The following is a 24,847-nucleotide window of genomic DNA, read 5'->3' as shown; positions in this document are numbered from 1 at the left end:
TCTAAAACTTTCCATACAAAGTTTGATTATTTGCCTGAAAAATCTTATATTTGAGTAAATAACTCAATGCTTATGGCAAATCCGATTATTCCGGGAATACCCGAAGCAGAACAAGAACTGTTGTATCAGAAATTAAACGAATACAACCGGGGAAGAACATCTTACAAAGATGTAGGTGCTTATCTGGTAGCACTGCCCCGTCCCGATTACCCCCGTTATTCATTATGGATTTATTCTCCACTACCCGAACGCCAGTCTATTTTTTACATTCAAGACCTTTCTACAGATATTCATGAAAGCCTGCGGGCAGCAAGCAGTCTATGTTATTACTCTCCCCGCTGCATGCTATTGGTGGAGTATAATGCTAAACGTATGCAAAGTAAGGGAGACGATATTATTGCTTTCGGGAAATATCACGGACATTTCCTGCACGAAATCTTCCGCATCGACCCGAGTTATGTTAGTTGGATTGCCTATAAATTCACTCCCCGTATTCCTAAACAGGAACGTTTCGTACAAATAGCACAGATATACCATTCCGTTCATCTGGATATTCAAAAACGACAGGCAAGGCAGAAATATTCTACCAGCCGCTTTCTGGGTAAGGAGGGAGATAAAGTAGAGAACCTAACGCTGAAAGTACTACGTGTACGGTTGGAAGACGATCCTTACAAAACAATGGTCAAAGGAACAACTCCCTATTTCCATGTCCGGCAGATACTTACACTGGAAGACCCTATCGGCAATCTGATTACTTTCCGGGTAAGTTCCCGCACTGCAAGCCGGGAATCGTGCCAAGTGCCCGGTACAGAGCACGCTTTCCAACCTGGTGAAACGGTATTTATCGCTTCAGCACGTATCTCATGCACCTTTACTTCGGGAAACAAGCAATATACACGACTGAATTATGTTAAGTTTAAATAATCATAAAAGATAAGCCGGTCTCTTTCCGGTTAAAAACATTCGTCCTTACTTTGTCGGCAGAAAAGGGGGTGCTATAAATATAGCTGAGATTATACCCAATGAACCTGATACGGTTAGTACCGTCGAAGGGAATTTTTCTTCTTATCTTCTTACTATTCGTTTATACTACTGCCCCTTTCTGCAAGTATAATTTCTAAATTCAGAATTTGAATGTTTGACGTACAATTCATTACGCATTTTACGGCATCCATTTCTTATCCGGACTCCGCACGTATAGCCCTCGAAGGAGGCTGCCACTGGGTTCAACTTCGGATGAAAAATGCTTCCGAAGAAGAACTGAAGACCACAGCCATGCACGTACAGGAACTCTGCCGCCAATACGGAGCTACTTTCATCATTGATGATCATGTAGATCTGGTGAAAGAAATTGGTGCGGACGGTGTCCACTTAGGAAAACTGGATATGCCGATAGAAGAAGCAAGGAAAATGCTGGGCAAAGGGTTTATTATCGGTGGAACCGCCAACACATTTGCGGACATCAGGCAACATGTTACCGATGGTGCCGACTACATAGGTTGCGGCCCTTTCCGTTTCACAACTACCAAGCAAAAGTTATCACCTATCCTGGGACTGGACGGCTACCGTTCCATACTTGCACAAATGCAGAAGGAAGGCATATCCATTCCGATTATTGCCATCGGTGGAATCACACGCGAAGACATTCCATCCCTGAAAGCATTAGGACTGAGCGGGATAGCGCTAAGCGGCGGTATTCTGAAAGCAGAGAATCCTGTACATGAAATGGAGACAATTATACGACTGACCCAATAGCAATCAATTAGTGAACCATGGAAGATAAAACAAGAATTACTTATCCCGAATCCGAGAAAGTCTATATGCAAGGGCAACTCCATCCTTACCTGAAGGTGGGGATGCGAAAAGTAAACCTCACCCCTACCGTAGTAGTGGAAAACGGGAAAAAAGTCATGACGGAGAATGCACCTGTCTACATCTATGACACAAGTGGTGCATACAGTGATCCAAACCTGAAAGTAGATTTAAAGAAAGGCCTGCCACGCCTCCGCGAACCGTGGATACAGGAACGGGAAGTTGAACGACTACCGGAAATCAGTTCCGAATATGGAAAGATGCGTCTGGCGGACAAAAGTCTCGATCCCTTACGTTTTGACCATATCACCTTGCCCTATCGTGCAAAGGAAGGAAAAGAGATTACCCAAATGTATTATGCCAAACAGGGTATCGTTACCCCGGAAATGGAATATGTAGCCATCCGTGAAAACATGAACTGCAAAGAACTGGGTATAGATACTTACATCACACCAGAGTTTGTAAGGGAAGAGATTGCAGCAGGACGTGCCGCATTGCCTGCCAATATCAACCATCCTGAGGCAGAACCTATGATCATCGGTTCAAAGTTTCTTGTAAAGATCAATACCAATATTGGAAATTCGGCTACTTCCTCTACTATTGAAGAAGAAGTGGAAAAAGCCGTTTGGAGTTGCAAATGGGGTGGAGACACATTGATGGATTTATCTACAGGAGAAAACATCCACGAAACCCGCGAATGGATCATCCGTAATTGCCCCGTTCCGGTAGGTACAGTCCCTATGTATCAGGCTATGGAAAAAGTACGCGGAAAAGCGGAAAACCTTACCTGGGAGTTATTCCGGGATACGCTGATCGAGCAGTGTGAACAAGGAGTGGATTATTTTACAATTCATTGCGGCATACGCCTGAAGAATATCCATTATGCTAACGAACGCCTTTGCGGAATGGTGAGTCGTGGTGGCAGTATCATTTCACAATGGTGCAAGGTACATCAGAAGGAAAGTTTCCTGTATGAGCATTTTGATGATATATGTGATATATGTGCACAATATGATGTGGCACTCTCTTTAGGAGACGGTTTACGTCCCGGAGCGATTCGTGATGCCAATGACCGGGCTCAGTTTGCGGAGTTGGACACAATGGGTGAACTCGTAGAGCGTGCCTGGGCAAAGAATGTACAGGCATTCATCGAAGGTCCCGGTCATGTGCCGATGCATAAGATCAGAGAGAATATGGACCGGCAGATAGAAAAATGCCACGGAGCACCATTTTATACCCTCGGTCCGCTGGTAACGGATATTGCACCGGGATACGACCATATCACAAGTGCCATCGGCGCAGCACAAATCGGTTGGTACGGAACAGCAATGCTTTGCTATGTAACCCCGAAAGAGCACCTCGCCTTGCCTCAAAAAGAGGATGTCCGTATAGGAGTGGTCACTTATAAAATAGCTGCACATGCCGCGGATCTTGCCAAAGGGCATCCGGGTGCGGAGATCCGGGACGATGCCTTGAGTAAAGCCCGCTACGAGTTCCGCTGGAAAGACCAGTTTAATCTGAGTTTGGACCCGGAACGTGCCTTGCAATATTACAAGGAAGCAAACCATCTGAACGGAAAGTACTGCACGATGTGCGGACCTAACTTCTGCGCCATGCGGATCAGCCAAGGGCTGAGGGATTGCGATTATGATGCAGAAGCAGAAGAGATAGAAAATAACAAATAGACTTTTAGAATATCTCTCTTTGCATTATTCATAAAGAACAAAATAACTTTTTAAACTTATAAGAACATGATTGAAACAAAAGTATCCAAAGGTATCATTAGTACCTATTTTGAGAAATTAGAAAGAAACCTTGATCTGGATGTCGCCATTGTAGGTGGTGGTCCATCGGGTATCGTAGCTGCTTACTATCTGGCAAAGGCCGGATTGAAAGTAGCACAGTTTGACCGTAAACTTGCCCCCGGCGGTGGCATGTGGGGTGGCGCTATGATGTTCAACCAGATTGTAATTCAGGAAGAAGCCATTGATATTATAAAAGAATTCAATATCAACCACGAGAAGTATGAAGACGGGCTCTATGTAATGGACTCTGTGGAAAGTACTTCCGCATTGCTTTACCATGCCGTACATGCAGGAGCCACCGTATTCAACTGTTATTCTGTAGAAGATGTTATTTTCAAAAATAACACAGTAAATGGAGTAGTTGTAAACTGGACTCCCGTATTACGCGAAGGTATGCACGTAGACCCACTGAACATCCTTGCCAAAATAGTAGTGGACGGAACAGGACACGACAGCGAAATCGCCGCTACCGTGGCACGCAAAAATGGCAGTCGCCTGGCCACCGAAACAGGTGGTGTGATTGGTGAACGTTCACTGGACGTAATTGCAGGAGAAGAAGAAGTAGTAAACGGTACAAAAGAAATTTATCCGGGACTGTACGTTTGCGGTATGGCAGCTTCTGCCGTTTCGGGAACTCCACGCATGGGTCCTATCTTCGGCGGCATGTTGATGTCAGGTAAAAAGGTTGCTGAAGAGATTATTGCAAAGTTGAAGAAATAAATCTTTCATAGACTATTTTCCCATATATACCGGGCGAGCGATTATCCGTTTCTACGATGTCACATACAATTGATAGAGACGGAAATCTTTCGCCCGTATATTTAGATTATACCTCAAATAAGAAACCGGCTACTGCTTTAAGATTATTCTGCACAATACTTCAGTTTTCTGAAATGGGTAAGCAGTTGTTCGATGTCTTCCCATGCATGATAACGATTCCAAATATCGCCCAATAAAGCAGCACCACCGAAACCTAAAGACTTGATTTCTGCAAGGTTTGCTTCATTGACTCCACCCAGAGCAATCACTTTTTCATTGATAATACCTTTTTCTTGCGCTTGTCTCAGTGCCTCTGTTGAATAGCCCGAACGATATCCTTGTTTGGAAATACTGTCGTAAACGGGGCTCATGAGTACATAATCAAACCGAGGTGTTGTGGTTTCCACCTCTTCCAAGCTATGACAAGCACGACTTAATAGCCCATGATAATTTTCATGTGCTTCCGGATGACGGGAATTCAGGTGAATCCCTCCTAAAGAATACTTCTCTTTCAAAAGGAAGAAGTCATGAATAACAATCCGGCTTCTATATTCCATCGGGATTTCCTGCAGAAGACTTTCCACTTCATAGATTTCAGCCTCCGGCTTACGTAAATGCAATAAATCCAGTCCTGCCTTAAAAAGTTCAGTGAGGATACGCGCCTCATCCGGAAGAAAGTCCGGAGATGTAATGATAATGAGTTTCATGTCTTTATTTGTTATTTACAGGACTTATCAAAGACGGGAAATGCCATAAAGGACCATTCCCCTGCCCTATATGCAAATCTTTTCCGGCTTCGATAGCACAAGAAATGTATTCCTTGGCTTGCTCCACAGCTTCATACAAAGATGCTCCTTGTGCCAGGAATGTAGCAATTGCGGATGAAAGTGTACACCCTGTACCATGCAGATTGCCGGAACGGATGCGATTGCTGCCAAAGATATTCAGTTGATTTCCATCATAAAGCACATCACACATCTCATTACCCTTCAAATGACCTCCCTTAATAAGAAAGGCACAGTGATACTTTTCAAACAAGCGGCATGCAGCATCCTCCATTTCATCAACCGTATGAACAGGTTGCTGTAGCAGAACCTCTGTTTCGTGTAAATTAGGAGTAACAAGAGACACTTCCGGAAGCAATAGCGTGCAAATAGCTTCCACTGCCTCATCCGTCATCAGATTGTGCCCACTGGTAGAAACCATTACCGGATCGAGAACCACCTGCCGGGGTGAATATTGATGTAACAACCGCGCTATTTCACTAATAATCTCCACATTTCCGGTCATACCTATCTTAATGGCATCCGGTCGTAAATCTTCCATCACGGCCTGCATCTGCTTGCCTACCAGTTCTGCCGGCACAGGATGGACAGCTTGCACACCTAATGTATTCTGCACAGTGATTGCAGTGATTGCCGTAGCAGCATATCCGCCCAATGCGGAGATAGTCTTTATATCCGCCTGTATGCCTGCACCACCGGAACTGTCGGAACCGGCAACGGAAAGAACAATCGCTTTTTTATCCATAAGCCAGGTTATAATCTGATAACACTTCCTGTCCGACTGCTCTCCCAAGCCGCTTCAATCAGCCGGATGACACCAAGAACTCCGCGGGCATCACTTTGCAAGACCTCTCCCTTACGGACGTGCTGATAAATGTTCTCATAGAAAGCAGCATAGTTACCGGGAAGGGTTGGATAAGATTCACGCACCACATCCCCATTCTTTTCCGTATGAAGTATTCCCCACTGGGATTTATCTTCCTCTCCCCAACGCGGAGTATCCGGCAGTATGCCTTTAGTTAGATCTGCTTCCTGAGGATCAAGACCGTACTTCACATACGAACCTTCCGTGCCATGAAGTACAAAGCGAGGTTCATTCTCACACATCAGATAACTGGCTTTCAGTGTAATCTTCACTTCCGGTGCATGGGCAGGTTTCAGTAAATGGATAATGAAGTAATCATCCACTTTACCACCGGTACGCAAAGTTGCAATATCGGCAAATACAGCTTCGGGCATACCGAACAACTGCACAGCCTGATCTATGACGTGGGCACCCAGATTATAAGTCAGGCCTCCGCCACTCTCCCCGGTTTCTTTCCAGGTATTGGGTTTGATGAAATTCCGGTAACGGGGAAAGGTGGATTCAAATTCTACCAGACGGCCTAACAGACCTTTGTCCAATATTTCTTTCACAGTCAGGAAGTCGCAATCCCAACGGCGATTCTGGTAAACGCTCAGGGTCAGTTCTTTTTCCGCAGCAAGAGTCACGAGTTCTTCGCCTTCCTCTACGGTAGTGGTGAAAGGTTTTTCTACGACAACATGCTTTCCGGCTTCGAGAGCACGACGGGCATATTCGTAATGAAAACTGTCCGGAGTATTTACGACAACCAGTTCCAACTCCTCCATCCCTATCAATTCTTCAAAACTACGCACGATACGGGATTGCGGATACTTCGCCCGTGACAATTCCTTGCTGCGTTCAGTAATCGCAGCTAACTCAAAATGGGGATTGGTGAAAATAAAAGGAGCATGAAACACCTGCCCCGACATTCCAAAGGCAGCCAATCCTGTTTTTATCTTATCCATATGATTTTCTTTTTTTTGCAACAAAGGTGGCATCTTTTGCATGACATGTAAGGAAGTTCTTATCAGAAGGGTTATTCCGTAACCAACGGACGTTTACGCCAGTCGTCTTTCACGTAGCTATCAGGATAAACGGTCTTATCTATCAACTCGCCGCCTTTCAGGTGTATCCAGGAAGTAAAGGTGCGTTCGCCCTCCTTCAATACAATCACACGGGCACCGTTTGAAAGGTGATTATACTCCGTATTACCGCCAGTGAAGCGTCCATAGCCCAGTACGATGCCTTTCCACATGACCGAATAATCATTGTCATGATCGTGACCGACAAAAGTACCCATCACGTCGCCCGCCTCTTTCATAGCAGCAAACATACCGGTATTAATAGCAGGAGCACAAGCTTTTTCCATACGCGTACCATAGAGAATAGCATTCTCATCGGAAGCTGCTTCATTATATTCGGGCAAGGGGATGTGGAAGAATGCCAGAGCAGGCAAAGGTTTCCCATCATTCTTAGCGGTAAAGGCAGCACTTTGCTGACGATACCAGTTTACCTGATCGAACGTGAGCCAGTCGTACCCTTTCACATCGGGCAACTTGGAATACGAATGAGAGTCGAGGCAATAGAGCACAGAAGCATCTTTCTTACCATCCGAAGACTTCACTGTAAGAACGTAATCGGGAGATTCGACTGTTCCGCGATCGGGCTGAATGTTGTAAGGCATGGACCGGATGACATCATAGAGCTCGGCACGGGTTTTACCTTGTTCATTATCATGGTTACCGAAAGTAACAACAAAAGGCAACTTGCGGGAAGAAGCACAGGCAAGCACGGTTCGCATAGCCGTATCCGCAGGTGCGGCATAAACCACATCTCCTGTAAAAACAACCAAGTCGGGACGTTCGGCATCAAGCACTTCATTGATGCGCTTCAAAGCAATATCCGAAGCAGGGTTTCCATACTTGAAGTGGATGTCAGTAAACTGGACGATTTTAAACTCTCCGTTCTTGTTAAACTTTAAGGGGACAACCTGTGCCTGGCAGAACAGAACTGTCAGAAAAGCCAGACAAAGGGTTAAAGAGATTCTCTTCATGTTAGTGATTAGTTTTAGGTAGTTATTAGGTCAGAATCAATTATTCTTTGGTAATCAGAACTGTTGCATAAGCAGAGATACCTTCTTCGCGACCGGTAAAACCAAGCTTTTCCGTAGTAGTAGCTTTGATGGAGATGTCGTCTTCATCTATTCCCATTACTTTGGCAAGCGTCTGCTGCATGGCGGGAATATGGGATTTCAGTTTGGGGCGTTCCGCACAGATGGTTGCATCGATGTTGCCCACGGAATAGCCTTTGGTTGCAATCAGTTCTACGGTTTTCTTTAGTAATATTTTACTGTCTATGTCCTTGAACTCTCCTGCGGTATCGGGAAAATGATAACCGATATCACGCATATTGGCGGCTCCCAGCAAGGCATCACAAATGGTATGGATCAACACGTCGGCATCCGAATGTCCGAGTAATCCTTTCTCATGTTCCAAGCGGATACCGCCTAACCAAAGTTCACGCCCTGCCACCAACTGGTGTACATCGAAGCCAAAGCCTACACGTATTTTCATATCGTTCTTCTTTAATTTTATTGGATGAATGCACGAAAGTACGGAAAAAAAGCAAGTGGGGAATAAAGACAGAACGCAAATTACACAAATTACGCAATTTTTCGTCTTATATAAGGCAACCGATAGGGGGCCTAAAAGAAATTGCGTAACCTGTGTAATTTGCGTTCTATTCCGTATTCCTTAATGATTTACGGTCTATCCGGCAGTTGGGACAGCAGGTCTTTGTAGAATGCCCTGACGTCCTTCCAGTGATAGAAAGGAGCGATGTCGGTCTTCACCGGAATACTCACTTCTTTCTCGTTCAGCATGAACTTCACGATGATATCGTCTGCACTGCCTTTCTTACGGAAGAAAACAATCTGCACATTGGCAGCCATAGGCACCATTTTGAAGTTACACCATGCCTGATAGAATTTGGCCGGATCGGACTCTTCATTATAGCAGTTCTCCAGTCTCAGCAAGCCCACCAGAGGAATCACGTTACCGTCGTGTCCGAAGCGGAAAGTGGCCGAGTTTGTACCGGAGGCAATCGCCGCGTCTGCCGAGTCCATTATATTCTCAACCAGAGATTTGGCGTTTGCCAGCATCAGCCCGTTCGTCATGGGCGAAGGGCCGTCGCATACATAGTTCTTATAGTTATGTATCTGCCAGATATCAAATAATTCCTGCTTCTCAAAGATATCATAAAAACAAACCTCCGGTTCCACGTTCTGCATATCAGAAGCAACCCAATACAGACCGCGCATCAGTTCTTCAGGATTCACATTCTTACGAATATACTCTTTGCTATTGAACAGTGTATTCATCAGACGTTCCGGACGGACATGTTCTTCCTCGAACTTACGGAATTCCTCATACCAGGGCCCTTTGCGTGAAGTAAACTTCATAGCTTCCTGTGTATGGAAATTCAGGTAATCCATATATTTATTGCTGGATTCGCGCTCAATCCGCATCTTCGGGTTGAATTCCTTCAGGCGTTCGCAGAATGCATCCATGCTGAGCACGCAACGGATAACTACGGTAGAACGGGCAGACATTTGCGGTTCGCCTTTAAATACTTCGGGGAATGCCTGATACATACGTTCGGCAATGCCTCGTTGTTGCTTCACTCCTACCGGACTGAGGTCGCCGCCGTGTCCTTTAGCATCTGCCCAGACAATGTCCAGACGTTTACGGACATCTTCGCCCAAATCGGTTAATGCTCCGGCTGCATGGGCTTTCTCAAAGACTTCCATTACGCGGACGTAGTCTTCATCTGCAATCAGCCAGCGGGAACCATGACGGCCATAGTGACTGATATAGAACGGTTCATAACCTTTCGGAGCCTTGGTCTGGACGCCCGAAGGACCGGGGTAAGCGTAATATACACCACCTGTCGTTGCAATATCATTGAAGATTTCTTCGCGCGTAGCTTGTGCATATAAGCCTTGCACAGCAAAAACGGCTAACAGGACGATTGAAAAAAGAGTTCGTTTCATTCTCATAAACAAGTTGTTATTTTTAATGTATTTATTATTGTATGAGTAAAAAGGAATGGAAAAGAACAAAAGTGATTAGTGTTTGGTGATAAGTGATTAGCGCCATTCGGTATATTATTTTTTAGACGCGGATGACACGGATAACGCGGATTTAAAAGGCTGCGCTATAAAAGTGGATAAAAAAAAGATCCGCGTCATCCGTGTCATCCGTGTCTAAAAGATTATTTATCATTTAACTCATAACCGAAAAGTAATGAATCAACCTTCATCCTTATTTCTGATAATCCGGATTCTGTGTCAGATACGGGTTCGTGGTAAACTCATCCTGCGGAATGGGATACAATTTATACTTATCGTTCACATCTTTACCCACATACGTACCAACTTCACCGTCGCTGCTACCTTTCCAATCCCAGTTATATCCTTTTGTGAATTTGCCAAAGCGGATCAGATCTGTGCGACGCACCAACTCCATATTCATCTCACGAGCTCTTTCATCCAGAATGAAGTCCAGATTCAACTGGCCGTCGGTAATACGACCGGATACCCCGTCACCATAGTTGCCGGACATATAAGCACGGTCTCTGATTTCATTCACATAACCCAGCGCCTCAGCACGCGTGCCTTCCGCAGCCCCGCGAAGAATAGCCTCAGCAGCCATCAGGTAAGCATCTGCCGTACGGAACATCGGGAGGTCTACAGACGAATACTTAGTACCGCCATCTACCAATTCCTTACGGTCCTTAGTTACATTTCTCCATTTGATGCATGCATAGCCATTCTCAAAAGTCTTCTGGAAAGCCTTACCTTCTACCCAAGTTTCCTTTGTATGGCCGATGGTAAAGAACTGTGCACGCTTATCCTTCTTATTATCTCCCCAGGGATCATTTTCATAAAAGGTTTGGTCAGCCTCATCAAACTTATCTACAAGCGCCACCTTCACACGGGCATTACCCCAACCACGGCTACCTACTCCGGTTTTTACATAGCTATCCATCGGACCATTCATCAATGCTTTAATCAGGAAGTTGGTTCCGGCACTGCTCTGTGCATAGTCAGCATCCTGCACCAAAGGCCAGATGATTTCGGAACAAGTATTGTTATCTGCCAGGAAGATGTGACGGTAATCAGAAGCCAACGGATAATTACCTTCCGTAATCACTTTCTTGGCATATTTATAAGCATTGGCATATTCATTCTTGCCTACCCATGTTTCGGCATTCAGATAGACACGTGCCAGGAGAAACCAAGCCGATACACGATCCACACGCCCATACTCATTCCGCTTCGGTTCTTTCAGCAAGGTTGTCAGTTCTTCCGTTTCGGAAACCACATAGTCGTAGATTTCCTGGCGGGTCTTCTGATGGGGAATCGTACCTACATCCATCGTTTCATCAATGAAAGGACCCGAACCGTACAAGTCGCAAATCATGCTGTAGCAATAAGCACGGATGAAGCGTGCTTCGGCACGGTAATAAGGCATTTCAGCCTGCAAAGCATCGTATACGCCACGGTCTTTCAATTTCCCTTCCGTACTTTCGCGCAAAAACTCATTACAGTAGTTAATAGCCATATACAGACGATAATATGAATAGCAAATAATCTTTGTCGAAGGGTCCCAGTTCATATACAACAGTGACAAACTTCCATGACTGCCACCGGAATGGAAAACGATCTCATCCGTACAAGCCTCTTGCAGATAGAACAGAGCACGTGTATAGCCACTATAACCTTCATCAATACCCGGCACGTCACCGTTTCCGCCATCACCACCCTTTTGTCCGGTCTGGATAAGGCTGGCATAACACTTTGCCAATACTCCGATGTATCCCTCAGGCGTAGAATAAACCTTCTCGCCCACCAATTCATTGTCGTCCAAAGGCAATGTATCCAAATCTCCCAGACAAGAAGAAAGAAGGAAGAGAGATACCAGACATATACTTGCTAACTTGAAATATTTCGTTTTCATTGTTTTCTGATTTTTCATGAATTAAAAATTAAGATTTACTCCCAGCATGAACATACGCGGACGCTGATAGATGTTCTTATCAATACCGCTATAAATTTCCGGGTCAAGACCGCTATAGCCTGTCAGTGTACATACATTCTGCACGGTGAAAGAGAGACGAAGAGAGGTCTTTTCGTTCCACAACTTATCGAAGGTATGTCCTAACGTGATGTTGTCGATACGGAAGAAGTCACCTTTTTCCAGGAAGTAATCGGTATAGATGCGATCCTGCGTAAATCCGGTTTCAAGGGTAGAACGCAGAATGTTGCTGGAAACGCCGGTTCCACCATAAAGTCCGTCCAAAGAATCGGAGGCTTTCACATAGTTATAAACATAAGCACCGAAGCTTCCATGTCCGTTGATACCCAAATCCCAGTTCTTGTATGTCAGACGGGTAGAAAGACCGCAGTAGTAAGGAGCTTTGGAGCTTTTACCGGTCACGTACTTATTAGCATCTTCTTCGCTGCTGGTGACGGAACCATCTTTTGCGATATATTTGCCATCCAGCGGCTTACCATTATCGTCATAAGCCTGTTGCAACAGGTAGAAAGTATTCGGAGTTTCGCCTACCATGTGGACTTGCAGATATTTACCTGTACCACCGGCATTACCAGTCTTCACATAGTTATCTTCACGGTCGATGGTGTTCAGCTTCGTAATTTCGGAAGTATTCCAGGTAAAGTTACCGCTGACAGTCCATTCCCAATCCTTATTCTTCACGGGAATCACGTTGATACCGATTTCCAGACCTTTACTCTTCATATTACCGATATTGGTTTCAATCATATTGGTAAAGTTGCTTCCGGCAGGAACGAATATCTTATTCAGCAGGTCTTTGGTAGTACGCCAGTAGTAGTCAATCGTACCGGAGATGCGGTTGTTCAGGAAACCATAGTCGATACCGATATTATAAGTTTCGGTAGTCTCCCACTTGATGTTGGCATCGTAGCCATTGGGACGGTAAGTAGTGTACCATTGATCACCGAAATAATAGCGGGATTCGTCATAAGATGCCGTATAAGTCGGCAAGTGCTGGTAGTAAGAACCGATGGATTGCTGACCGGTCTGGCCGTAGCTCAAACGGAGTTTCAAATCGGACAGGGCTTTGAAGTTCGAGAGGAAAGCCTCTTCGTTCACACGCCAGGCTGCCGCAACTGAAGGGAAATACCCCCAACGGTTATCGGGAGAGAAACGTGAAGAAGCATCTGCACGCAGAGTAGCCGTCAGCATATAGCGTTGTTTCCAGGAGTAGTTTACACGTCCATAGAAAGAAAGCAGGTAAAGTTCGGCTTCGGCATGCTGGGGGGTAGCCAGTTCTTTGCCTTCGGTGTCGGTAGTTACACTATTATTCTTATACCAGAAACGTTGCCAGCCGTAACCACCCATGACATTGATGTGATGATCTTTCAGTTCCTTGTCGTAATTGGCATAGAAATCGAGCAAGGTGTTGCGCTTGGTCTGATGGTATTTATAGCGCTTGCCCGTACCGTCATTCTGATTTCCAGTGTACATGGAGGGAGCAAGATCGGGCACATTTTCACGATTGTCATTCTTCTGGATGTCATAGCCCATATTCAGATTGAAGCGCAAATCTTCTAATCCGTGCACCTTGTAGTCGAGGGCGATGTTACCGATAGAACGTTTTGTCTTTTCGAGTTTGTCAGCCAGTTCCAGATCGGCAACCGGATTCGCAGCGGCCAGCGTGATGGGTTTACCGCCATTCATCCATGTATAATATCCCAGACCTACATTACCTTCATAGTCTTCGTAAACGGGACGGGTAGGATCAAAAGAGATGGCACTGCCAATCACGCCTGTTGAAACCGGTTGATTATTCTCAATACTTCCCTTGACGTTGATATCTACAGAAAGATGTTTGTCGAAGAACTTCGGAGACAGCCCTACACTGGCGTTGATACGCTCGTAGTTATTATTCTTCAATGTACCATTCTGGTTAGTATATCCTACGGATACACGGTAAGGCATATTCTTCAAAGCTCCGGTCATGGACAAGTTATGATCCGTACCCAGTGCCACGCGGTAGATTTCTTTCTGCCAGTCTACATCTGCATTGCCCAGCTTGAAAGTCTCGGGAGCATTGGCATGCTCGGCAAAAGCCTGACGGAATTCTTCGGTAGAAAGTACGTCCATATACTGATATACATTGCTCACTGTCATGTTTCCATTGTAGTTGAAGGAGGGACGAGAGGTACCGTCGGCACTTCCCTTCTTGGTAGTGATGATAATGACACCATTGGAGGCACGCGAACCGTAGATAGCTGTGGCAGAAGCATCCTTCAATACTGTAAAGGAAGCAATGTCGTTCGGATTGATGGCACTGATAGAAGTATTGCTCACAGGTACTCCGTCGATAACAATCAGCGGATCATTATCTGCCGACAAAGAGGCTCCCATACGGATACGGATGGTACCACCGCTACCCGGCGCACCATTACCCGGCACGATATTCACACCGGCAACTTTGCCCACCAGAGCATCTTCAGCAGTCAATTGCTTGCCTTTGTTCAGTTCATCCGGTTTCACGGTCAGCAAAGATCCGGTCACGTCGCCTTTCTTCACCTGTCCGTAGCCGATGACTACTACTTCGTCCAGCAATTCGCTGTCTTCCTGCATGGTAACTACAATGAGAGGTTTGTTTGTCACGGTGATTTCCTGTCCTTTATAGCCGATACAGGTGACGGTAAGTACATTTCCGGCGACCGCCTTCAGTGTAAAATTACCGTCCACATCGGAGATAGTACCTATAGAAGTACCTTTAATAAGAATGTTAGCTCCGATAACCGATTCACCGGTAGCGTCCTTCACATGCCCTTTCACCACGATATCTTGTGCTGAAAGCGACAGGGATAGTAGTAATCCCAACAAAGGGAGAAGTCCCTTGACAAGTCTAAAAATGTTTTCCATAAGGTTATTATTATAGTTAATAAAAAAATAATTCTCTCTTACCTCTGTACCTGTAGGGGCGAATCTCTATTCGCCCGCACACGGCACAGACTTTTTTTTCTCTAATCCTCGTGTAACCTGTTTACCCAATAAAAACCAATACCCAAAGAAAATCTATTGTTAACTTTAATTTCTACGGCAAAGGTAGAGCATAACTTTCCGGGTAAGAGAGTTGAGTAGATACGTAAAGTAGATATAAGTAGAAGCTTTTAAATGATAAGTAATTGAAGTACAACATAAAATCACTTTCCCAAATGAGCCAGGAAAGTAGATTTAAGTAGACATTTGAGGAAAAAAGAAAGAGGTTTTATTAGCCTATTTGCTGCACGGCTTCCATAAATTCATCCTTGGAAAGCAAAGATTTGTTCCGTACTTTCAGACGATAGTTATACACCGTCTGGGCAGAATAATGAAGGAAGTTCGCAATCTTCCCACTATCTGTAATACCCAATCTGATCAGAGCAAAGACGCGCAACTCGGGTGTCAGCAGTTCACCCTCCTTCGGACAGATGCGCTCATCTTCCTGAAGCAAAGTATTGAACTGCTCTATGAACTGAGGATAAAGTTTCAGGAACACACTATCGAACGTGTAGAAAAATTCTTTCAACTCATTGGCAACAAAAGAAGAGGAATTGACAGTCTTATACAAATCGTCCAATTGTCCGGTCTTGATTTTACGGGCAAGCATTTTCCGTTGCTCTTCCTGTTTGTTGATATAGAGGGAACACATATTGAACACATAGCCGATATATTCTTCCTTCACCTGATTGGATTCCTGCAACTTATCATTCAGTGTATACAGATCGGAATTGATATGTTTAAGTTCCTCATTCATAGTGTTCACCGCTTTCCGGGCTACATTCAGCCGCTTCATCTGATAGAAAATGAATATCAGAGCAACCAACAATATAATCAGCAGGACAGATGTCAGGATGACCAGAGCAACCATCTGTGTTTTCTCCTCCTTCAACTTGTTTTCGTACGTCCTGCTGATAACGGGAAGCATTTCCGAAATTTCCTGCATACGATAGCGTGCATTGCAGAAGGTGGCATCTTGCATAGAACATTCTATATAGGTATAAGCACGTTTTATATCTCCTTCCTGAAACAAAAGGTTCGCTAACTTCCACAAGGAGATGTATTCCTTCGTTGCCGCCTGAATATCGGCAATTGCCGAAATAGCCAGATATTTCTTCTGCAATTCGGTATTGCCCATAAAGGCATAAGCATTGGCGAGGCCGATAGAAGGAATGGCAACACTGTATCCTTTCTCTTTGTGCGTCTTGTAGCAACTATTCAGTATCTCTATGGCCTCATCATACTTTTCTTCATACAACAATTTTTCACTCATCATCAGCAGATAACCCTGTGAACCCGGACGGCGCATACTGATAATAGAATCTTTATATTGGTATGCCAACCCCCGATAATGTTCTTTCATCTGATCAGAGAAAGCATAATCCGCCATCAGCGTATAAACCTGGTGATACTGATAATAATAATAGGAAACGCCGGAAGCGTCCAGATCAGCGGACTTGATTCCATCCAGTATTTCCAGCCCTTCCTTATACATGGCCACTCCTATCATTACTTCGGCAATATTCAGTTCAGCCGAACGAACGTAAAGGGGATTCTTCATGCGCTTGGCAAGTTCTACGCGCTGATTGGCCACCCATAGAGCCGAGTCCATACGGTAAGAGCGATATTTGCCGAATAATTCGCGGTAAAGATCATAGCGCTCCTGGTCGGAATGAGACAGACGGAGTTTCCGTTGCAAGGCATCTATTTGCTCCTGACGTTTCAAGGTGTACTGAGGACGGTTTCTGATAGACATATCAAGTTCACGAAGCAAAGAGTCTGTTTCATTGGCACAGATATGCAGGGATAGGAATGCTAAAAAGACTACCAGAAGTACTTTTAGTTGCCTCATACGGATTTTTTCGGTTTAACAATAGATTTTCACGGACAAAAGTACAGAATAAATATCTGAAAAGAAAAGTTTCAGATATCTTTCGGTAGTAATTCATCGGAAACGTTTGCTGCCGGATTCATGCATAATGAAAGAAAAATAGTATTCACTGAAAAAGACAGCAGATTCAGTGCTCTGTAATTCGATTATTTTATATATTTGTGCAGTCGTAAACACGACTATGATTTTACATATTAAAGAAAAAGCGTTTAGCTGATTCTTGTGCCAGAGAAAAGTCGAAATTATCTATACGCACATAGAACAGACTATACGCCTTACCGTTTATGCGGTAGGCGTTTCCTGTTTGTGCGTAAGGGCTTCGACTCCCTCTCTGGCGGATAGGCAAATGCTTACCGCTTTTTTTATGCTTATCAGACAACATTGGACGGGAGCAGTAAAAAACTCTTTTAACCTCAAAGGCAAGTCAAATCGGGTAGATGTGGATACCGGACGACTGAGAAGCCGAAAACGTAACATGAATATGTTACTACTTGCCTTTGACAAAAGAGGACGGACAAACAAAACTAAATATCAACGGGATACATATCCAGCTTTTTACATCACAAAATATCAAAGCCCATCAATTATGAATGAAAGATTGCTAACGGGATTCTTGTTAGTTTATTGATAATCAACCAATAGCATTTACCGACGGTTTACTGTTAGATGTAAAAGCATTTACTGCCGTATGTAACGGCCTTTACTCCTTATTGTAACGACCTTTACCTCGGCATGTAACGGTCTTTACCTCAGCATGTAAATGGAGTTACCGTGTGGGGTTACTAAAGTTACCATTTGGAGTAAACTGAACTTCCATGCAAGGAAACAACTGTGTACATATAAAGGTGAAGTAAGATAATTCATATCGGAAAAGAAAGGAATAAAAGTGATTAGTGTTTGGTGATAAGTGATTAGCCCATTCGGTATATTATTTTTTAGACGCGGATGACACGGATAACGCGGATTTAAAAGGCTGCGCTATAAAAGTGGATAAAAAAAAAGATCCGCGTCATCCGTGTCATCTGCGTCTAAAAGATTATTTATCATTTAGTTCATAACCGAAAAAACACGAGCTAATTTATTGTTTTTTAGACAGAAGAACAATATATTTCGTATATTTGAAGAATGAATCATCAAGAAGATTGGCTAACTCTAAACAATCTGTAGACATGAAGACAATACTGCTCTTTTTACTTCTCTGTATGAGCCTCAGCACATCTGCACAAACAGCTGATGAACGAGCCGGAACTTATATGAATCAGGAAAACTGGTTCAGTCTGCAACGCGAATTCGCCGTCAACAAAGATTCTTTACACCCTTTCCTGCAAGAATTCGGTCAGGCACTACTGGATAATTTCTTCAACCGTCCCCAAGCTGCCTACGAATCTATAGGCAAATTGCTGAACGAGCAACAAAGTAATATGGGCTTTGAGAATACTGCTTCCATGATTTACCTATTATCCGAAAACCTGAGCAAGCTGGGTGCTAACGACCAAGCTGCCGAAACACTGAAAAATTTCTGTGACCAGGTGGAAGGCCAGGTGGACAGTACTTTCCTTGCCGGATACCGGAGAAAAGAAAAAGAATATCGCGCTTTGTCCCAATATGCCCTATACCAATGGGAGAAGCCAGATACGGATTTAGCGCTGCCCATTCGCATAGACAGTGTAGGTCCAAAAGGTTCGGGAGCCACCGCCATAGCTATGGAAGGCAGTGTGAATGGAAAAGAACGGAACTTCATATTGGATACAGGTGCAAGTGTCAATGTAGTCACCCCCGAAGTAGCAAAAGCCTGTGGCATGAAAATACTGGACGTAGAAATCACTGCAAATGGGATAGGTACGGGAAGTGGACAATTCGCCATTGCCGAAGAGATAAAAACAGGTCCGCTCGTGATGCGAAACGTACCTTTCTACGTGTTGGATATGAAAACCGGAGAAGAAAAGGCCGACCGCTACATGAAATATCTGGAAGTCATCATCGGACTGCCTTTCCTCAATCAACTTCAGGAAATACAACTGGATTTACGCAACAACCGAATGATTATTCCCAAAGAACTGACTCCCACGCCCGGCTTTGCCCCGAACATTTGTTTTACAGGAAAGAACCTCCTGAACCTGGAAATCGTATACGACCATGAACTATTGCAAATGAACTTCGACAGCGGCTCCTGCTTCAGCCATCTCAATTATGATTACTTTGAGCAGCATAAAGATCGTATCGAACGAATAGCAGAAAGGGACTCGATGGGACTTGGCGGTTTCGGTGGCACAGCACGGGTATGCATTTACAAACTGCCGGGAGCATGCTTCCAGATAGGTGAGTATACGGGCTGTACAGACAGTCTCAACGTAGTGGCAACACCTGAACAAAATGCTCTTCATTTTGCCGGAGATGGAATAGTAGGAATGGACATGTTCCGGAGCTTCAGCACGATTACAATTAATCTGAAGGATATGTTCGTGAAAACCACCCCGAAGATGCAAGGAAAAAACGCAATGATCTACGATAGCAAAAAGCTACGTTTAAAACTACCGGAAGACCAATTGAATATAACAGATATACTATTGGGGATAGCAGATATATATCTGAATACTGGAACGAGCATCGCTGAATGCCCTACACACGACTCCCCTCTTCTGCCGAAAGGTACTTGTAGCCCGTAACTCGTAGCTCGTAACTACTTCATCTTCTGCGACGCCCGAACAAGTCCTTTATTCCGTCAAGGTCGAAACCTAACGTGAAGCGAAGTGTCTGGTCGAGCGGATTGCTCTGTGCTGTAGATACCAGGTAAGCAGCATCCAGTGAGAACACGCTCATTTTGAAACCTGCTCCGAAAGAGAAATACTTACGGTTCCCTTTGTTCTCATGTTCCCAATGATAACCACCGCGAATGGAGAACTGTTCGTGATAGGTATATTCCAATCCCAACGACCATTGTATCTCCTGCAATTCTTCCTTGAAACCACCGGGAGCATCACTGAAAGATTTGAAAATACCCTTAATGGGTGAAATGTCATTATAATCACGGTCCAGGCGTTCTTCATATTCTTCCTGTGACTCGTCTTCTCCACGGATAGGACGGGTGGGAACCATATATTTATTGGCGTCGAAACTAACTCCAATTGTATTGTAATCATCTATCGGGAACAATAAAGAAGCACCCAAACGCAAGTTAGTAGGCAGGAACTGACTGGTATTACCACTATCATAAGAAATCTTCGTACCGATATTAGAAGCATTCAATCCAAAAGAAAGCATGCACTCACGCTGGGCAAGTATGATGTAATTTGTATAATAGAAGGCAATGTCGGCAGCAAAAGCGGAACCGGCAGAAACTTCTTCGTCTTCTCTATATGCCAGGTCGGAGTAAATATACCGTAATGCAACCGCTGCAGAGAAACGTTCGGAAAGCATACGTGAGTAAGCTATATCCACCGCCATCTCATAAGGTTTAATCGTATATCCCGGAGAATTCTCATCACCGGTATATCCCACGGGTACTTCCCCCAAAGAGAAATAGCGCAAAGAACCGCTGACTGCCTGATAATCTCCGATGCGATAGTACCCTGCCAGATATGCCAAGTCAATATCATTCACCAGCTTACGCAACCAGGGAGTATATGAAACCGCTACTCCGGCACGGCTGATCGTAAACGGATACTTTGCCGGGTTCCAGAATTGGGAGTTCACGTCCGGATCTGTAGCCGCACCCACATCTCCCATACCACCACCACGGGAGTCAGGGGCAATACCCAGAGAGTTAACACCGGTATTAACAGGGTTAAACTGATTCTTGTCTTGGGCAAGAAGGTGTACGGACAAGAAAGCTATGATTAATAGTAAGATGTATTTCTTCATACGATATTATTTATAATACGATCTCAAATATAAAAAACAAAATCTAACTTAATTCCCCTCCTCTTGGGAGGAGGAGAATTTAGTTACTCCTTTCAATTGAGATGCTTATGATTTCTAATAACAATACTAATAAAACAGAGAATCCCCCTGTTTATTGTGACAAGATAATGATTTTCTGTGATTTCGTACTTTCACGACTGCCATCAGAGACAATAGACGCACGATACAGATAAACACCTGGTGCCAGACGTTGCCCACCGTTACTACACAAATCCCATTCCACATAATAAGTTTGTCCTTCAGATATTCCTTTCTCTATATGTGTCCACATTTCCCGCCCGGCAAAATCATACACGGACATACGGACTGAAAGTGTGGAACCGGGACGATTGTGAGAAAGAATAAATGTAGTACTTTCACGGGCAGGACTCTGTGTACAAGTTACCGAAAAGAGACCGGGACGCAGCCCTCGAACCACCTCAAACTCTAAAGTCTTTGTAGAAGAATTATTCAGTAAATCCCAGGCACGGAATGCCAGTGTATGTCTGCCCTCCGTAAGTTCGGGCACTGAAAAATGCACTGTACCCCGGGTATAATCTCCCGCTACCGGAGTATAATAATCATTCAGATTGTAAGTCGACACCGCACTGCCGTCTATACTAAGCGAAAGGTCATGCCCGATACCATTGCCAACCGTATTGATACCATCAGCATCTTCCAACTCAGCTACAAACAAGGGAGTAGTATTGGTCTGTCCACCGGAACTGAAATCCGGCGTATTCAGATAAATGGTTATCTTAGGGCCTAACGTATCTGACAAAGAAACACCATCATCCGTACCGCCTACCAGGAAACGGTCGAAAGCTCCGCCCGCTTCATTAGAGTGAACAGCATCCAGAGCGTAAAGGCTCAATAAACCTTCTTCATCGGAGTAATTGATATCCAACGGTACAGGGAAAGTAAACTCAAACCGTCCCTGACGAACCGAATCACTGCCCGAAAAGAGAGTTTTACTGCGCTCCGTATAAGTATAAGCACCCTCGCCACGATTATCAAGAGTGGTAACTTCTTCCTTACTATCCAGTACAGTAGGATGTACTGTACCGGTAAAGTCTTCTGCTAAAGTACCTTCGGGAGTCAAGATACGTCCTTTTACGGTAATCTTGCTACCTGCTTTCACCTGCGGATAGGTATTTGTTTCTTCTGCTACATTCACTCCGGCAAATTCATCTACCTGTATTTGATAATCAGGATATGCCAAGGTCAAGGCAGGATCACCGATCAGAGAGAAATTCAACTTATTCTTGTCAGCAGCCAATGATGCATCGCACTTTGAAAGCCGCATGACATCTCCCAATCGCAGGCGTTTACCTTCAGGACGGGAAAAGATATGACGAAGGAAAGCCTGGTTTAAAGTAGAATTCTGCGCAGCATATACCACCCGGGAAGTAGTGAGCAAAGCAATAGCCCCGCCTTTGGCATTCAGGAATGCTTGCTCTCCGGCGGAAGTCTGGATATCGTCAAAACGGGTAAAGTCACAAGTAGCTGTTATCCATAGAGGAAGACGTGGGGATGTCATTTGGGTAATATCTCCCATGTTCAGCAGATTCTCCTCTGCCCAAGCGGAAGTACTTCCGTGCCCTGTATAGTTGACTACTAACATACCTTTGTCGAATAATTGCAATAGGCGTTTTGTTGCATCGGGATAAGTTTCTCCGGTAGCAGAAGATTCGCGGCGGAAAGCATCGGCATAGATTCTTTCAACAAGGAAGGAAGGATAATTCCGTTCTGTATAACTTGCCAAGATTTCAGATTGGGACATGTGCAGTCTGCCATCTCCGTCATCGCCCACATAACAGACGGTGTGTTTCCACGGTCCTGCATGCTCATTTTCCATATAAGCGATGGTCTTATCAACAGTAGCTTTTGCCTCAGCAGCCGTGCGAACCGGGAAACGTCCGATACCTATATCCAGCATGGCATCCGACAGATTTTCGCCTTCTCCATCATCGAGAAAACCGAAATAATCGTCCGTTACATAGGAAGAGGTTTCCTCGAGAGAGGTTTCCGATTGATAAGATAGCAAAAAGTTTTCAGGCCGGTAATTCTTCCAGGAAGAAGTCAGCATACGATTATCATAACTGCAATCTCCGAAGAATAACAAATATTTAGGGCTTTCAGCCTTATTGGGAAAACGATCATACAACATCTTCATCAAACGACGGTAAGCTGTTCCATCCGGTGTACCGGAAGAGAATTCATTGTAGATTTGTGGAGCAGCAAGAACAAGAACAGACAGGCCATCTTTTTCACGATGTGCTTGTGCCAGTCGTTCGGCCTGTGTCATCAGGTCTTTCCGATCGGGAGAAATGATAATCATATCCGTAGCTCCCAGAGAGTGCAGATTTTGATTTGCAATATTCCCTACCGTTTCTACCGTATCAAAGCCGGAAGCTTCCGGAGTGATGGCTACGAACTCACGCAATTTTCCTGCAGGAATGGTAAACGTATATGTGCCGCCTGCAAAGCTGCCTTCCATCCTGCAAATATTTGCGGGATCGGTGACATCCCACACGACAGTAGAAGCTGTGGCACCGGAAAGTACAAATGTCGTCTCTTTATTGATGGAGGCCAAAGAACGGAAAGTAAGGTAAGGAGCATTCAGCGTAAGCGAACGGATATAGTTCAAAGCAATATAATCCAGACGCCCAGATGTCCCGGAAGGGCGGGTATGGGTAACGGTCACTACAGTATTCTCCGACTCTGTGCCCAGCCAGGAAGTACTTATGGAGGCGGAAGTAGCTCTTGTGTAATATTGATTGTCGGAAGATATGGATGCCAGTGTAGCATTTCCTCTCGCCTTACCATTCACTGCAACCGAATAATAGGTAGATGCTCCAATGGAACGGGCGGCAAAAACAGTGGTCAACTCTACAGCACTTTCCGGAACGATACCCGGCAAGTTCAACATATAATTCTTGGTGTTACCCGCTACATAATCATAATCTTCATAAAGTTGTCTGCCGGTACTTGCCCAACTATAGACCTCTTTCTCATGCAGAGCATAGGAATTAGAGGTTGTCAACCTGTTGGCAGAAGATTCTTTCAAAGAAGAAAGGACTTCTACTTCCATTTCCGGAATATCCTCCCGGTCAGTCAAGAAATAATAGCCCTCATCGGAATAGAAGTTACGTTCGCGAACAAAGTAAGTGTTATCGGAACTCAGTTTCCAGGATACAGTGCCACGACCATAAAACAATACACCGTCTGACAAACGCAGCAAGGGGACTTCGGGCAAATCTGCTGCCGGATGTTCATTGAAACGCTGGGATAATAAATAACCACCATAACCAAATACGCGGACTTTCTCGGGTCTTGAGAATCCCATCTTCTTTAATTCGGCATTCGTGATTTTAAAGATTCCGGTATTTCTCACACCTATCTTTGTCCAACGCCCTGAAGCGAGAAGCGAAGTTGTGCAATCTTTTAAAGAAACTCCGGTTAAAGTTGTTCCCGAGCCTCGAGTAGCTGTTCCCTCCCCTATTCCATCTTTCTTCGGATAGGATTTCACGGATAGTTTGAACGAGTTCAGCCGTTGGTAGCTTCCTTCACGAAAAACGACAGGGACAAAACTTATGGAGAGAAAGCCATGATGTGCGGAGATTTTAGTGAAGGAGTTTATCTGTGGAGATGCCGGTAAGCCCTTCCGGAAAGCAACATTTTCATTGGATAACTGACGCAAACTGTCGAGTCGCATCTCTAATACTGTCACCTCACTCCGGCTTAGTTTCTGGTATTCCGGAAATTCAATTTCTACCTGATAAGTAAAGGAACGGAAGTCGTTCCCTAACGGAAGTTCGCGCGTCACTACGGGAAGCGTCTGTGCAGAAGACAATTCCTGCCAGTTCAGCGTGATGAATTCCTGCGCTGAAACCGGAAGAAGTAGAGCAATAAAGCAACAAAGCAACCAGCAACGTTTGATAAACATA

At 44.6% G+C, this 24,847-nt stretch carries 16 protein-coding genes and 1 riboswitch; of the genes, 5 read left to right on the top strand and 11 right to left on the bottom strand.

Annotated features, from left to right (window positions below; genetic code table 11):
* Positions 1-72 precede the first annotated feature (72 nt).
* From DW036_RS08955 to DW036_RS08940, 4 genes are all read left to right on the top strand, one after another.
* A complete protein-coding gene (locus tag DW036_RS08955) occupies positions 73-924 on the top strand; it encodes a hypothetical protein (protein WP_118464246.1) in 852 nt (283 codons plus the stop codon).
* A 54-nt stretch (positions 925-978) separates the two neighbouring features.
* A riboswitch (TPP riboswitch) is annotated at positions 979-1,072 on the top strand.
* A 62-nt stretch (positions 1,073-1,134) separates the two neighbouring features.
* Positions 1,135-1,755, top strand: a complete 621-nt coding sequence (locus DW036_RS08950) for a thiamine phosphate synthase (protein ID WP_118463371.1) — start codon at positions 1,135-1,137, stop codon at positions 1,753-1,755.
* A gap of 17 nt (positions 1,756-1,772) precedes the next feature.
* Positions 1,773-3,497 (top strand): phosphomethylpyrimidine synthase ThiC, encoded by a 1,725-nt coding sequence (gene thiC, locus DW036_RS08945; protein ID WP_118463369.1) that lies wholly within the window; start codon positions 1,773-1,775, stop codon positions 3,495-3,497.
* A gap of 66 nt (positions 3,498-3,563) precedes the next feature.
* Positions 3,564-4,337, top strand: a complete 774-nt coding sequence (locus DW036_RS08940; RefSeq protein ID WP_007659628.1) for a sulfide-dependent adenosine diphosphate thiazole synthase — start codon at positions 3,564-3,566, stop codon at positions 4,335-4,337.
* Positions 4,338-4,480: 143 nt separating this feature from the next.
* Here DW036_RS08940 and DW036_RS08935 read toward each other — a convergent pair whose 3' ends face one another.
* The 9 genes from DW036_RS08935 to DW036_RS08895 form a co-directional block, all read right to left on the bottom strand.
* Positions 4,481-5,083: a thiamine phosphate synthase gene (locus DW036_RS08935; protein WP_118463366.1), complete on the bottom strand. Its 603-nt coding sequence runs from the start codon at positions 5,081-5,083 to the stop codon at positions 4,481-4,483.
* A gap of 4 nt (positions 5,084-5,087) precedes the next feature.
* The gene (gene thiD, locus DW036_RS08930) at positions 5,088-5,906 is read right to left on the bottom strand and encodes a bifunctional hydroxymethylpyrimidine kinase/phosphomethylpyrimidine kinase (protein WP_118223520.1); all 819 of its coding nucleotides are present in this window, start codon (positions 5,904-5,906) and stop codon (positions 5,088-5,090) included.
* An 8-nt stretch (positions 5,907-5,914) separates the two neighbouring features.
* The gene (locus DW036_RS08925) at positions 5,915-6,970 is read right to left on the bottom strand and encodes a Gfo/Idh/MocA family oxidoreductase (protein ID WP_118464244.1); all 1,056 of its coding nucleotides are present in this window, start codon (positions 6,968-6,970) and stop codon (positions 5,915-5,917) included.
* A gap of 71 nt (positions 6,971-7,041) precedes the next feature.
* The gene (locus DW036_RS08920) at positions 7,042-8,058 is read right to left on the bottom strand and encodes a metallophosphoesterase family protein (RefSeq protein WP_118463363.1); all 1,017 of its coding nucleotides are present in this window, start codon (positions 8,056-8,058) and stop codon (positions 7,042-7,044) included.
* A gap of 40 nt (positions 8,059-8,098) precedes the next feature.
* Positions 8,099-8,578 (bottom strand): 2-C-methyl-D-erythritol 2,4-cyclodiphosphate synthase, encoded by a 480-nt coding sequence (ispF, locus tag DW036_RS08915; protein WP_007210486.1) that lies wholly within the window; start codon positions 8,576-8,578, stop codon positions 8,099-8,101.
* A 188-nt stretch (positions 8,579-8,766) separates the two neighbouring features.
* Positions 8,767-10,062, bottom strand: coding sequence for a histidine-type phosphatase (locus DW036_RS08910; RefSeq protein WP_118463360.1), 1,296 nt, complete (start codon positions 10,060-10,062; stop codon positions 8,767-8,769).
* A 265-nt stretch (positions 10,063-10,327) separates the two neighbouring features.
* Positions 10,328-12,025: a RagB/SusD family nutrient uptake outer membrane protein gene (locus tag DW036_RS08905; protein ID WP_187374583.1), complete on the bottom strand. Its 1,698-nt coding sequence runs from the start codon at positions 12,023-12,025 to the stop codon at positions 10,328-10,330.
* A 21-nt stretch (positions 12,026-12,046) separates the two neighbouring features.
* The gene (locus DW036_RS08900; RefSeq protein WP_118463354.1) at positions 12,047-14,989 is read right to left on the bottom strand and encodes a TonB-dependent receptor; all 2,943 of its coding nucleotides are present in this window, start codon (positions 14,987-14,989) and stop codon (positions 12,047-12,049) included.
* A 349-nt stretch (positions 14,990-15,338) separates the two neighbouring features.
* Positions 15,339-16,958: a DUF6377 domain-containing protein gene (locus tag DW036_RS08895; RefSeq protein WP_118463351.1), complete on the bottom strand. Its 1,620-nt coding sequence runs from the start codon at positions 16,956-16,958 to the stop codon at positions 15,339-15,341.
* A 1,208-nt stretch (positions 16,959-18,166) separates the two neighbouring features.
* On the opposite strand from DW036_RS08895, the gene DW036_RS08885 reads away from it, so the two are divergent.
* On the top strand, positions 18,167-19,663 hold the full coding sequence (locus tag DW036_RS08885; RefSeq protein ID WP_233560366.1) for a retropepsin-like aspartic protease: 1,497 nt from the start codon (positions 18,167-18,169) through the stop codon (positions 19,661-19,663).
* A 19-nt stretch (positions 19,664-19,682) separates the two neighbouring features.
* Here the strand turns inward: DW036_RS08885 and porV are convergent, their stop codons facing one another.
* Positions 19,683-20,858 carry a type IX secretion system outer membrane channel protein PorV gene (gene porV, locus DW036_RS08880; RefSeq protein WP_118463345.1) on the bottom strand — a complete coding sequence of 392 codons (1,176 nt, stop codon included), beginning with the start codon at positions 20,856-20,858 and terminating at the stop codon, positions 19,683-19,685.
* 151 nt (positions 20,859-21,009) lie between these two features.
* On the bottom strand, positions 21,010-24,846 hold the full coding sequence (gene porU, locus DW036_RS08875; RefSeq protein WP_118463342.1) for a type IX secretion system sortase PorU: 3,837 nt from the start codon (positions 24,844-24,846) through the stop codon (positions 21,010-21,012).
* Between the last annotated feature and the right edge of the window lies 1 nt (position 24,847).

The sequence above is a fragment of the Bacteroides sp. AF39-11AC genome, assembly GCF_003474285.1.
Taxonomy (GTDB): Bacteria; Bacteroidota; Bacteroidia; order Bacteroidales; family Bacteroidaceae; genus Bacteroides.
The sequence above is the reverse complement of the archived record's forward strand: the minus strand, read 5'-3'. Positions and strand labels throughout refer to the sequence as shown.

Excerpts from the sequence above, each read along its gene's own strand:
- DW036_RS08955 (WP_118464246.1), top strand. The coding sequence starts at position 73 with ATGGCAAATCCGATTATTCCGGGAATACCCGAAGCAGAACAAGAACTG.
- DW036_RS08950 (WP_118463371.1), top strand. The coding sequence starts at position 1,135 with ATGTTTGACGTACAATTCATTACGCATTTTACGGCATCCATTTCTTAT.
- thiC (WP_118463369.1), top strand. The coding sequence starts at position 1,773 with ATGGAAGATAAAACAAGAATTACTTATCCCGAATCCGAGAAAGTCTAT.
- DW036_RS08940 (WP_007659628.1), top strand. The coding sequence starts at position 3,564 with ATGATTGAAACAAAAGTATCCAAAGGTATCATTAGTACCTATTTTGAG.
- DW036_RS08935 (WP_118463366.1), bottom strand. The coding sequence starts at position 5,083 with ATGAAACTCATTATCATTACATCTCCGGACTTTCTTCCGGATGAGGCG.
- thiD (WP_118223520.1), bottom strand. The coding sequence starts at position 5,906 with ATGGATAAAAAAGCGATTGTTCTTTCCGTTGCCGGTTCCGACAGTTCC.
- DW036_RS08925 (WP_118464244.1), bottom strand. The coding sequence starts at position 6,970 with ATGGATAAGATAAAAACAGGATTGGCTGCCTTTGGAATGTCGGGGCAG.
- DW036_RS08920 (WP_118463363.1), bottom strand. The coding sequence starts at position 8,058 with ATGAAGAGAATCTCTTTAACCCTTTGTCTGGCTTTTCTGACAGTTCTG.
- ispF (WP_007210486.1), bottom strand. The coding sequence starts at position 8,578 with ATGAAAATACGTGTAGGCTTTGGCTTCGATGTACACCAGTTGGTGGCA.
- DW036_RS08910 (WP_118463360.1), bottom strand. The coding sequence starts at position 10,062 with ATGAGAATGAAACGAACTCTTTTTTCAATCGTCCTGTTAGCCGTTTTT.
- DW036_RS08905 (WP_187374583.1), bottom strand. The coding sequence starts at position 12,025 with ATGAAAACGAAATATTTCAAGTTAGCAAGTATATGTCTGGTATCTCTC.
- DW036_RS08900 (WP_118463354.1), bottom strand. The coding sequence starts at position 14,989 with ATGGAAAACATTTTTAGACTTGTCAAGGGACTTCTCCCTTTGTTGGGA.
- DW036_RS08895 (WP_118463351.1), bottom strand. The coding sequence starts at position 16,958 with ATGAGGCAACTAAAAGTACTTCTGGTAGTCTTTTTAGCATTCCTATCC.
- DW036_RS08885 (WP_233560366.1), top strand. The coding sequence starts at position 18,167 with ATGAAGACAATACTGCTCTTTTTACTTCTCTGTATGAGCCTCAGCACA.
- porV (WP_118463345.1), bottom strand. The coding sequence starts at position 20,858 with ATGAAGAAATACATCTTACTATTAATCATAGCTTTCTTGTCCGTACAC.
- porU (WP_118463342.1), bottom strand. The coding sequence starts at position 24,846 with ATGTTTATCAAACGTTGCTGGTTGCTTTGTTGCTTTATTGCTCTACTT.